The organism is Streptomyces antarcticus (genome assembly GCF_026627255.1).
Lineage (GTDB): Bacteria > Actinomycetota > Actinomycetes > Streptomycetales > Streptomycetaceae > Streptomyces > Streptomyces antarcticus.
In genome coordinates this window covers 54,053-64,036 of the sequence record NZ_JAPNLM010000035.1, presented here as the reverse complement: position 1 = coordinate 64,036, position 9,984 = coordinate 54,053, and the positions used below count along the sequence as shown (strand labels likewise).

The following is a 9,984-nucleotide window of genomic DNA, read 5'->3' as shown; positions in this document are numbered from 1 at the left end:
TCCGCGGGGACCGCGAACGCCTCGGCCTCCTCCGCGACCGCTGACCACCACGCCGTACACCCCCGCCCCGCATCGCACCGCCCGCCCCGCCCGCCCGCCGCCCGCCGCCCGCCCCCGAACAGAGAGTCCCGCATGCCCACGCCCCCCGACCCCGGCTCCACCGTCTTCTTCAAGCTCAGCATCGACGGCCAGAACCTCGGGCTGTTCAACGGCTGTGACGGGCTCTCCTCCCAGGTCGAGGTCGAACAGCACCAGGAGGGCGGGAACAACGGGTTCGTCTGGCAGCTGCCGACCCGTGTCACCTTCTCCACCATCCGCCTCACCCGCCCCCTCACCGCCGACACCGCCCGCGTCGCGGCCTGGATCTCCTCCCTCGCCACCGGCATCACCCGTCCCACCGCCCAGATCGCCGCCCTGCGCGCCGACGGCTCCGTCGTCGCCCAGTGGGGCCTGGTGGAGGTACTGCCGGTGCGCTGGACGGGCCCGACCCTGAACCCGGCCTCCCCCTCCGTCGCCACGGAGACGCTGGAGATCGCCCACCACGGGTTCACCGACGCCGGAGGGGTCTGAGATGCCGGCCCCCACGGGCGGCCGTGCCGCCGCCGGGCTCTCGCGGGCCTCGCTCGCCGTCCACCAGCCGCCCGCCGTCCTCGGCGGCTCCGTCGGCGGCCTGATCGGCGAGGTTCGCTTCCAGTTCAACCCCCGCCAGCTCCAGTTGTCCCGGTCCGCCCACTGGCGCTCCGATCCCGCCGTCGCCTACACCCGGGGAGCTCCGTCGAAGTTCACCGGCGTCAGCCCGGCGCAGCTGCGCGTCGACGTGTTCCTCGACTCCTCCGGCACCCCGGGCTCCGGCACGGTCCTGGCGCAGGTCGAACTGCTGCTCTCCTGCTGCGAGGTGAGCGAGCAGAGCGTCACCTCGCAAGCCCCGTCGCCGCCCTGGGTGAAGTTCTCCTGGGGGTCGTTCAGCACGGTGCAGTTCACGGCGTACGTGACGAACGCGAGCGCGACCTACACCCTGTTCAGCCCGAACGGCACTCCGCTGCGCGCCACGTGTGCGCTCGCCCTGACCGAGATCCCGATGTCCGTCAAGGGCCAGAACCCGACCTCGGGCGCCCTCTCGGCCCGCCGGGTGCACCGCACCGTGGCCGGTGACACGCTCGCCTCCCTGGCCTGGCGCGAGTACGGCGACCCGACGCGCTGGCGGGTGATCGCCGAGGCGAACGGGATCGACGACCCGATGCGGCTGCGTCCCGGGACCGAACTCCTCCTCCCCGCGGGCTCGGAGCGTGCCGCATGAGCGAGAACACCTTCACCACCGTCCTCCACGTCGTGCTGGGCGGCTCGGTCCTGCCCGACCCGCTGGCCTCGCTGCTGACCGAGGGATGGGTGGACGCGAGCGTCAACGTGCCCTCCGCGTTCCTGCTGGCCTTCTCCGACGGCGACGGCACCCTGACCCGGCGCTACCCGCAGCTGACCGTCGGCTCGAAGGCGGTGATCAGCCCGTTCACGGACGGCGTCCGCGGCACCCCACTGATCACCGGGGAGGTCACCGCGATGGAGGTGGACGCCGAGCCGGGCGCCGGCCGCCGCCTGGTGCTGCGCGGGTACGACCCCGGGCACCGGCTGCTGCGCAACCGCCGGGTCGCGGGCTACCCGCAGATGACGGCATCCGACATCGTGCGCCGCCTCGCCTCCCAGAACGGGCTGGCCCTGGGCCGGGTGGCGGCCACGCCCACCGTGTACGAGCTGGCCACCCAGCCCGGCACCACCGACTGGGACTACCTGAGCCGGCTGGCGGCGGAGAACGACGTCCGGCTGTCTTTCGACCCGGACGGGAAGCTCGACTTCGCCCCGCTGGCGCCCGCCGCGGGCGCGCCGGCGGACACGACGCCCGCGCTGCGGAGCCCGTACGTCCTGGAGTTCGGGCACAACACGCTGCAGAGCCGGGTCGCGCTGACCTCCGCCGGGCAGGTCGGCCAGGTGACGGTGCGCGGCTGGGACATGCTGGCCAAGCGGCCGCTGGCCGCGCCGGCTCCCGCGGGGACCACGGCGGACATCATGGCGGACCTGACCGCGGCGCAGCTCACGGCGCCCTTCGGCAAGGCCGGGCTGGACGCCACCCGTGTCCCCTACACGGCGCCTTCGGAGGTCACCCACGCCGCGCGGGCGCTCGCCGACGACGTGGCGGGTTCCTTCGCGGAGCTGGAGGTGGCGGTCACCGGCAATCCGGGGCTGATGCCGGGCCGGCCGGTCGCGGTGAAGGGCGCGGGGTTCCCGTTCGAGGGCAAGTACACGGCGACCGGGGTCCGTCACGTGTTCGCCTCCGGGCAGCCGTACGTCACCTGGCTGACGGTCTCCGGGCGGCAGTTCCGCTCGCTGTACGGGCTGGCCTCGGGCGGCGCCGGGGCCGGTGAGCCGGCGGCGCCGCTGCCGGGGGTGGCGGTCGCGCTGGTCACCAACGTCAAGGACCCGCTGGGGCTGGGCCGGGTACGGCTGCGCTTCCCCTGGCTCTCGGACACGTACGAGAGCGGCTGGTGCCGGGTCGCCCAGTTCGGCGGCACCGGTGGCGGCGGGCTGCTGCTGCCGGACGTCAACGACGAGGTGCTGTGCGCCTTCGACCGCGGCTCGCTGGAGCACCCGTACGTCCTGGCCGGGCTCTACAACGGGGTGGACAGGGCGACCCGCGAGCCCGACGGCATCCCGGCCGTCGACCCGACGTCCGGCAAGGTCAACTGGCGGGCACTGACGGCGCGCAGCGGCCACACGGTGGAGCTGCTGGAGCGGACCGGGGCGGCCCGCGCGTCGAGCGGCATCCGGCTGAGCACCGGTGACGGCGGCGTGACGGTCCAGCTGAACGAGGCGCGGACCACGCTGACGATCAGCAGCGACGGGACGGTGACCATCCACGGTGCCCGTGGCGTCGAGGTGGACTCCGGCGGCGACTTGACGCTGTCGGCCCGGGGGGCGCTGAACCTGAGCGCGGGCCGCGGACTGCACCTGAAGGCGGGTCTGGGCATGGACGTCAAGACCACGCTCGGGTTGGACGTGCAGACGCCGGGGCGGGTTGCCCTCCAGGCGGTCGGCAACGTCGGCATCACGGCGGCGACGGTGTCGCTGATCGGCGTCACGACGCGCAACGGGCTGCCGTTCTGAGCCCGTCCGTCCGCGCCGGCGGACCGGTGCGGGAAGACGATCCGGGACACGAGGGAATGAAGGGAACGAGCGGATGAGCGAGCACTTCGTCGGGGCCGGCTGGGCCTTCCCGATGCGGACCGATCCCGGCGGCGCCATCGCGCTGGCCCGGCGGGACCGCGAGGTGGAGGAGGCGATGCGCCTGGTCCTGGCGACGGCCCCCGGGGAGCGGCCGATGCGCCCCGAGTTCGGCTGCGCGGTGCACGACCTGGTCTTCGCGCCGGCCAACGACGCGACGGCCGGCCGCATCCGGTACGAGGTCCGCACGGCCCTGGACCGGTGGGAGCCGCGGATCGAGGTGCGGGAGGTGACGGTGACCCCCGCGCCGGACGACCCCGCCGTGCTGCACATCGACGTGCGGTACGCGGTGCGCGGCACCAACAACCCGCGCAGCCTCGTCTTCCCCTTCTACGTGATCCCCGCCGAGGGCGGCGAGGCCGTGGACGCCGCCGGTGACGTGCCGGCCGCACCCGGCGGCCAGGCGCCCGCCACCCGGTACCCCCAGGCATACGGCGAAAGCGGACGACACTGATGGCCCTGCCCGCACCCCGGCTCGACGACCGGCACTTCCAGCAGTTCGTGGACGACGCGAAGCGCTACGTCCAGCAGCGCTGTCCGGAGTGGAGCGACCACAACGTCTCCGATCCGGGCGTCACCCTGATCGAGGCCGTGGCGCACATGGCCGATCAGCTGGTCTACCGGCTGAACCGGGTGCCGGAGAAGAGCCACCTGGCTTTCCTGGACCTGCTCGGCATCACCCTCTTCCCGCCCTCGGCCGCCCGCGCCCCGGTGACGTTCTGGCTGGCCGCCCCGCAGCCGGAGCCCGTCGTCCTGCCCGCCGGGACCGAGGTGGCCACCGGGCGCACGGAGACCGACGAGGCGGTGGTCTTCGCCACCGAACGCGATCTGACCCTGGTGCCGTGCGCCCTCTCGTACCTGCTCTGCCAGGGCGCGGGGGCCGCGCCGGCGGACCGTTCGCAAGAGGTCCGGGCGGGCGTCGACGTACCGGTGTTCACCGAACTACCGCAGCCGGGCGACCTGTTGCTGTTCGGACTGTCGGCCGCGGTCCCCGGCTGCACGGCGGTGCTGCGGGTGGACAGCCGGGTCGACGGCGTGGGTGTGGACCCGCGGCAGCCCCCGCTGGCGTGGGAGGCGTGGACGCCGGACGGCTGGACGGAGTGCGAGGTCTCCTCCGACACGACGGGCGGCCTCAACCGTCCGGGCGAGGTGGTGCTGCACCTGCCCGCCGGGCACGTCCTGTCGCGGCTGGGCGGACTGGAGGCCGGATGGGTGCGGTGCCGGGTGACGGCGCCACGGGCCGGGCAGCCGTTCTACACCTCCTCGCCGACCGTGCGGGAAGCCGAGGCTTACACCATCGGCGGCACGGTCACGGCCTCGCACGCCGAGTTCGTACGGGAGGAGCCGCTCGGGGAGGCCGAGGGCGTCCCGGGGCACCGGGTGCGGCTCGCGCACGTACCGGTGGTGGGGGACGTCCTGTTGGAGGTCTCGGACGGGGAGGGCTGGCAGCGGTGGCGGGGGGTCCCGGACTTCTCGGCGTCCGGCCCCGGGGACCGGCACTTCACGCTGGACGCGACCACCGGGGAGCTCGCCTTCGGCCCGGCCGTACGCGAACCCGACGGCTCGCTGCGCCAGTTCGGGGCGGTCCCGGCCAAGGGCGCGGCCGTCCGGGCCACCCGGTACGGGGTGGGGGGCGGCCGCGGCGGGAACGTGGCGCGCGGGGCGATCCAGGTGCTGCGCAGCTCGATCCCGTACATCGCGCGGGTGGAGAACCGCGAGGCCGCCCGCGGCGGGGTCGACGGGGAGACCGTCGACGAGGCCCGGCTGCGGGCGCCGATCGCGCTGCGGGCCCAGGAGCGGGCGGTGACCGCGCGGGACTACGAGGAGCTGACCCGGCGGGCGGCCCCGGAGGCGGCCCGCATCCAGTGCCTCGCCGCGGGCACGGATCCGCCCGCGGGGGCGGGGGCCGCCGGGGAGAACGCGGTCCGCGTCCTGGTCGTGCCGCAGGCCGTCACGGACCGGGGCGGCCGGCTGCGCTTCGAGCAGCTGGTGCCGGGCGACGAGCTGCTCTCCCGGATCACCGGCTTCCTCGACGAACGGCGGCCGCTGGGCACCCGGCTGGCGGTCGGGCCGCCGTTTTACCAGGGGGTGACGGTGGTGGCCACCGTGCACGGCTACCGGGCGGCCGGCGCGGACCTCGTGCGCGAGGAGGCCCTCGACGCCCTGTACGCGTACCTGGATCCGCTGACGGGCGGCGCGGACGGCCGGGGCTGGCCGTTCGGCCGCTCGCTGCGGTCGGGAGAGGTCTTCGCGGCCCTCCAGCGGGTGCCGGGGGTGGAGCTCGTCGACGAGGTGCTGCTGCATCCGGCCGACCCGCTGACCGGGCGCCGCGGCGACGCCACCGACCGCGTCGACCTCGGGCCGTCCGCGCTTCTCTTCCCCTTCGACCACCGCGTCCGCGTGATCGAGGCCCTGTGAGCGGCGCCGGCGCGAGCGCGCGCGGCGCGCTGGACGGGCTGGAGTCCCCGCATCCGCTGGGCCTCGCGCTGCCCGCCGTGTACGCGGACGACGACCTGGCCCAGCGGTTCGTCACGGGCCTGGACGCGATGCTGGCGCCCGTGTTCAACGTGCTCGACTGCCTGGAGGCGTACTTCGACCCCGCGCTCGCCCCGGCCGACTTCGTGGACTGGCTGGCCGACTGGGTCGGAGCGGAACTCGGCGGCGGTGAACCGGTGGAGGTGCGCCGCCACGCGGTGGCCACCGCCACCGCCCTGCACCGGCGGCGCGGCACCCGGCAGGGCCTGGCCGAGGCGGTGCGGCTGTGCTTCGGGGTGGCGCCCGAGATCACCGAGAGCGGGGGCGCGGCCTGGTCGGCCAAGCCCCTGGGGCCCTTCCCGGGCGCGCCGCGGGCGGCCCTGCACGTCACCGTACGGCTGCCCGGCCCGGGGCCGGGCGACCGGCACCGGCTGACCGCGGTCGTCGCGGCGGCCCGGCCCGCGCACCTGCCGTTCACGACCGAGGTACGGGCATCCGGCCCGCCGCCCGCCACGGCTCCGGCGGGCACACCCGCTCCGGCCGCCCCGTCCGGCACACCCGCTCCGGCCGCCGCCCCTGTTCTGCCTGCCACACCCGTTCCGGCCACCCCGCCTACCCCACCTACCCCACCGGCCAGACCCGCTCCATCCGGCACACCCGTCCCACCGACCGCACCTGTTCCGCCCGCTCGACCTGTTCCGGAAGGGAACTGACCACCATGCCCGTATCCGGGACCACCGCCCCCTGCCCCGAGTGCGCCGCCCCGTCGCGTACGACCGGCCAGTCCTTCTGCGACTCGTGCGGCGCCTTCCTGCGCTGGGAGACGGGGAGCACCTCCGCCGCCCCGGCGCCCCGGGGGGAGGCGGACGCGTCCGAGTCGGCCACCGCCCCGCTCCCCGTGGTGCCGCCGGAGCACGCACCCGGACCGGGCGCCGCCGACGCCGCGGACGCCCGCCGGGACGCCGACCCCGCCGCCGCCGACTCCGACGCCACGGACCCCGACGCCGCCGCTGCCCCGGCGGCCGCCGGAACCTGGCCCGCCGCCGCGCCCGCCGCCGCCGGAGGAGGATCCGAGGCCGCCCGCGCCCTGCTGGTCCCGGTACCCGCCGCCGCGGACCCGGGCCCCGATCCGGCCGAGCGGCCCGGGACCGTCCTGCCGGGGCGGCCCGAGGCGGGCCGGCCGCGCGTGCGCACCCCGCAGCCCGCCGCGGGTCAGCAGGGGCCGCCGTGCCCGGCCTGCGGCAGGGCGAACGCCCCGGCCCGGGCCTTCTGCCGCTCCTGCGCCGCGCCGCTGGGCACCCGGAGCGAGGAGCCGGCGCACGGGCCCTTCGCGGGGCAGCGGCCGGTCCCGCGCCGGGAGCGGCGGCAGTGGATCGTGCGGGCCGTCGTGGTGGCCGCGGTCGTCCTGGTGGTCGTCGGCGGCCTGATCGGGGGCCCTGCGGCCGCCCGCGCGGTCCAGGACCACTTCGCCAAGCGGGTCGCGGTCCGCCCCACCGCCTGGATCGCCTCCCACTCCGCCGCCGGCCACGGCCCCGAGGCAGCCTTCGACAACTACTCCAACACCTGGTGGGGCACGGGGTACGCGGGCGACTCCAACGGCCAGCACCTCCAGGCGGACTTCGCCCAGCCCGTGGACCTCCTCGCCGTGCTCCTCACGCCGGGCACCTCCAAGCGCCCCGGCCAGGCCGCCGACCAGGCCCGGCCGCAGGAGGTCGACCTGATCGTGACCGACTCGGCCGGCCGTTCCCGGACCGTCCACAGGACCCTCGACGACGGAGGTGTCCAGCGCGTCGACGTACGGGGCCGGGACACGGTATCCGTACGGCTCGTCCTGCGGTCGGCGTACGGCAGCGGCCCGGACCGGCAGGTGGCGGTGGCGGAGGTGGAGTTCTTCGGCCGTTCCCGCACCTGAGGGCCCGCCGCGGCGCCGGTCCTGCGGTCAGGCCGGAGGGCGGTGCGGGGCCACCACGGTGAAGAGCGCGCCTTCGGCGTCGGCGAGGACGACCGACCGGGCGTCGCTGGTCGTCCGCACCGGCGACACCATTCTCCCGCCCCTCCCGAGGGCCGCCTCCACCGTCGCCTCCAGGTCCGGCACGCGGAAGTGGACGTGCCAGCGCGGGCGGACCAGCGGGTCGGGGTCCGCCTCGAGCGCGCCGCCGCTGATGCGGGCCACGGTGTCGCGGCCGTGGCGGAGCACGACGTGGTCGTGTTCGTAGGAGACCGAGCAACAGCCGGGCTGCCCGCCCGCCCAGTCGAGGACCTCGCCGTAGAAGATGGCGGCCGCGAAGGCGTCCCGCGTCCGCAGTTCCAGCCAGGCCGGAGCCGTGCCGCGGCCCACCGACCAGTCCGGGATCACCTCCCCCTCCCAGAACCCGAAGACGGCGCCGGCCGGATCCGCCGCCACGGCGGCCCGGCCGGTGCCGAAGGCGAGCGGGCCGACGGCCGTGGTGGCACCGCGTTCCCTGATCCGCGCGGCGGTGACATCGGCGTCGTCGACGGCGAAGTACGGGGTCCATGCGGCCGGCAGGCTCAGCCGCCCGGCCAGCGCGCTGAGGCCGGCGACGGGGGCGCCGTCGTGGAAGGCGACGGTGAAGCCGTCTCCGAGATCGGTGGGGCGGAAGTCCCAGCCCAGCACAGCGCCGTAGAACCGCTGCGCGGAATCAAGGTCCGGGGTCATCAGGCTGACCCAGCACGGGGCTCCGGAGACCTCTTGGCTCGACGTGGACACAGCTGCCAGCCTCATCTGCCGCTCGGGTGGGACAGGTCCCGTCCACGGTAGCCCCGGTGTGGGCGAGAGTCCGTGAGGCACGGCTGCCGCGGTCGCGCCCCTGTCCGGCGGCTGACGCGCGGCCCGGGCGGCACAGGGCCGTGCCCGGCCGTGCCCGTCAGGCGCGGTGGCTGCCGAACGAGCCGCCGATGCCGTAGTAGGTGCCGATCTGATCGTGGTACTCGGGGTCCGCGAGATGGGCTTCCCGGTGGAACTCCGGGGCGTCCTTGATCTGCTCCTTGGTCCTGTTCACGTAGACCTTCTCCTCCTCCAGGTCGACACGGGTCACGGTGCCCGCCGGCAGGAGCACTTCCTTTCCGAAGATCCACACGCCGGTGTCCACCACCAGATAGGCCTCACCGGCCTCGTCGGAGTGCTTGTCCACCTTGCCGATGCCGCCGTCGGTCGCCTCGACCCTGTACCCGGTCAGATCGGCGCCGGCCAGGTGCCCCGAAGTCGCCGCGTAGCTCCATCCGTGTTCGGTCACGTGAAACAACTCCTCCGGTCGGAGAACGTCCGTCCTTTGACCGCCTGCCCCCGGGACCGGAAGCGCACACCCCGGCCGCTCCGGGCGGACCGGAGTGGCCGCCGATCCTTGGAGGCAACAACGTGATTCCCTGCTGCGTCACGACAACCACTCCGGCAAGCTGACCCGTACCCCGGATATCCTTTTTCATACGACTCGGTCCAACCAATGCGTCGTGTCGTGCCCCGTACCGTGCGGCGAGCGGCCCGCGGTGCGTCGTTTCCCGTGCCGCGGCGGCCCGGGGCCCCGTACGGGCGCCCCTCCGGGTTGCCGACCTCCTGCCCGGGTAACCGCTCCAGGAGAGGGGCGGACGAACGGTGCGCACCCGACACCTCGGCGAGAGGCGGCGGCTACATGATCCAGATCCCCATCCCCCTGATCCCTACGGAAGAGGGCGTCCTCCTCATACCGGCCGAGCAGGTGACGGCGCTGCTGCGCCGGGTCGCGGCCGACTGGCTGGACGCGACGGATGCCGAGGAGACGGACGCCGATCCCCAGACCGTGCTCGCCATGACCGGGGTGCTCAACCGGCTCGCCGACCAGATCGACGCGGAGTGCATCGCCTGCACCCCTCCCCCCGGCGAGGAGCACTGACCGTTCCGGACCCCGACCCGACATCCCAGGAGGACTCGATGGACGCCACCCGCGGAACGGACGAGAACGCGCGACGGATGCGCGACAAGGCCCAGGAGCTGGAGCAGGCCGCGGCGCACGCCACCAAACCGGCGGAACACGACCGGCTCATGCGCGAGGCCCTGCGGATCCGGGAGGTGAGCGAGCGGGTCAACGGGCCCGGCAGCGGAACCATGGATCCCATGTGATCCGGTCCGGAGGCCGTGGCACCGGACGAGGGTGAGGCGTTACCGGACGAGGCTGACCGTTCCGGCGGCAGAGGCGATCCGCAGTATGGCGGTGGGCGGCCCCGTACGGGGCCGACCACCGCCGT

10 protein-coding genes and 1 pseudogene are annotated in these 9,984 nt (G+C 75.1%); 9 read left to right on the top strand and 2 right to left on the bottom strand.

The annotated features are described in order from the left end of the window. Positions 1–132: 132 nt before the first annotated feature. From OTB16_RS34400 to OTB16_RS34370, 7 genes and pseudogenes are all read left to right on the top strand, one after another. A complete protein-coding gene (locus tag OTB16_RS34400; RefSeq protein WP_267726199.1) occupies positions 133–570 on the top strand; it encodes a phage tail protein in 438 nt (145 codons plus the stop codon). A gap of 1 nt (position 571) precedes the next feature. Continuing rightward, a complete protein-coding gene (locus tag OTB16_RS34395; RefSeq protein ID WP_267726198.1) occupies positions 572–1,297 on the top strand; it encodes a CIS tube protein in 726 nt (241 codons plus the stop codon). Beyond that, positions 1,294–3,153, top strand: a complete 1,860-nt coding sequence (locus OTB16_RS34390; RefSeq protein ID WP_267726197.1) for a VgrG-related protein — start codon at positions 1,294–1,296, stop codon at positions 3,151–3,153. The genes OTB16_RS34395 and OTB16_RS34390 overlap by 4 nt, the downstream gene beginning before the upstream one ends. A gap of 73 nt (positions 3,154–3,226) precedes the next feature. Continuing rightward, the gene (locus OTB16_RS34385) at positions 3,227–3,724 is read left to right on the top strand and encodes a GPW/gp25 family protein (RefSeq protein ID WP_267726196.1); all 498 of its coding nucleotides are present in this window, start codon (positions 3,227–3,229) and stop codon (positions 3,722–3,724) included. Next, positions 3,724–5,688: a putative baseplate assembly protein gene (locus OTB16_RS34380; RefSeq protein WP_267726194.1), complete on the top strand. Its 1,965-nt coding sequence runs from the start codon at positions 3,724–3,726 to the stop codon at positions 5,686–5,688. Before OTB16_RS34385 ends, OTB16_RS34380 begins: the two co-directional genes overlap by 1 nt. Further along, positions 5,685–6,242, top strand: a pseudogene (locus OTB16_RS34375) (phage tail protein); the annotation flags it as partial. The gene OTB16_RS34380 and the pseudogene OTB16_RS34375, both read left to right, overlap by 4 nt. Positions 6,243–6,463: 221 nt before the next feature. Further along, entirely contained in the window at positions 6,464–7,657 is a 1,194-nt protein-coding gene (locus OTB16_RS34370) for a discoidin domain-containing protein (RefSeq protein WP_267726193.1), read from the top strand. A 27-nt stretch (positions 7,658–7,684) separates the two neighbouring features. Here OTB16_RS34370 and OTB16_RS34365 read toward each other — a convergent pair whose 3' ends face one another. Both OTB16_RS34365 and OTB16_RS34360 read right to left on the bottom strand, forming a co-directional pair. Continuing rightward, on the bottom strand, positions 7,685–8,422 hold the full coding sequence (locus OTB16_RS34365; RefSeq protein ID WP_267726200.1) for a VOC family protein: 738 nt from the start codon (positions 8,420–8,422) through the stop codon (positions 7,685–7,687). A gap of 208 nt (positions 8,423–8,630) precedes the next feature. Then, on the bottom strand, positions 8,631–8,999 hold the full coding sequence (locus OTB16_RS34360; protein WP_267726191.1) for a PRC-barrel domain-containing protein: 369 nt from the start codon (positions 8,997–8,999) through the stop codon (positions 8,631–8,633). Positions 9,000–9,392: 393 nt separating this feature from the next. Here OTB16_RS34360 and OTB16_RS34355 point away from each other — a divergent pair, with 393 nt between their 5' ends. After that, entirely contained in the window at positions 9,393–9,632 is a 240-nt protein-coding gene (locus OTB16_RS34355) for a DUF6213 family protein (protein WP_267726189.1), read from the top strand. A gap of 38 nt (positions 9,633–9,670) precedes the next feature. Next, the gene (locus OTB16_RS34350) at positions 9,671–9,859 is read left to right on the top strand and encodes a DUF6381 family protein (RefSeq protein WP_267726187.1); all 189 of its coding nucleotides are present in this window, start codon (positions 9,671–9,673) and stop codon (positions 9,857–9,859) included. Positions 9,860–9,984 lie beyond the last annotated feature (125 nt).

Excerpts from the sequence above, each read along its gene's own strand:
- OTB16_RS34400 (WP_267726199.1), top strand. The coding sequence starts at position 133 with ATGCCCACGCCCCCCGACCCCGGCTCCACCGTCTTCTTCAAGCTCAGC.
- OTB16_RS34395 (WP_267726198.1), top strand. The coding sequence starts at position 572 with ATGCCGGCCCCCACGGGCGGCCGTGCCGCCGCCGGGCTCTCGCGGGCC.
- OTB16_RS34390 (WP_267726197.1), top strand. The coding sequence starts at position 1,294 with ATGAGCGAGAACACCTTCACCACCGTCCTCCACGTCGTGCTGGGCGGC.
- OTB16_RS34385 (WP_267726196.1), top strand. The coding sequence starts at position 3,227 with ATGAGCGAGCACTTCGTCGGGGCCGGCTGGGCCTTCCCGATGCGGACC.
- OTB16_RS34380 (WP_267726194.1), top strand. The coding sequence starts at position 3,724 with ATGGCCCTGCCCGCACCCCGGCTCGACGACCGGCACTTCCAGCAGTTC.
- OTB16_RS34370 (WP_267726193.1), top strand. The coding sequence starts at position 6,464 with ATGCCCGTATCCGGGACCACCGCCCCCTGCCCCGAGTGCGCCGCCCCG.
- OTB16_RS34365 (WP_267726200.1), bottom strand. The coding sequence starts at position 8,422 with ATGACCCCGGACCTTGATTCCGCGCAGCGGTTCTACGGCGCTGTGCTG.
- OTB16_RS34355 (WP_267726189.1), top strand. The coding sequence starts at position 9,393 with ATGATCCAGATCCCCATCCCCCTGATCCCTACGGAAGAGGGCGTCCTC.
- OTB16_RS34350 (WP_267726187.1), top strand. The coding sequence starts at position 9,671 with ATGGACGCCACCCGCGGAACGGACGAGAACGCGCGACGGATGCGCGAC.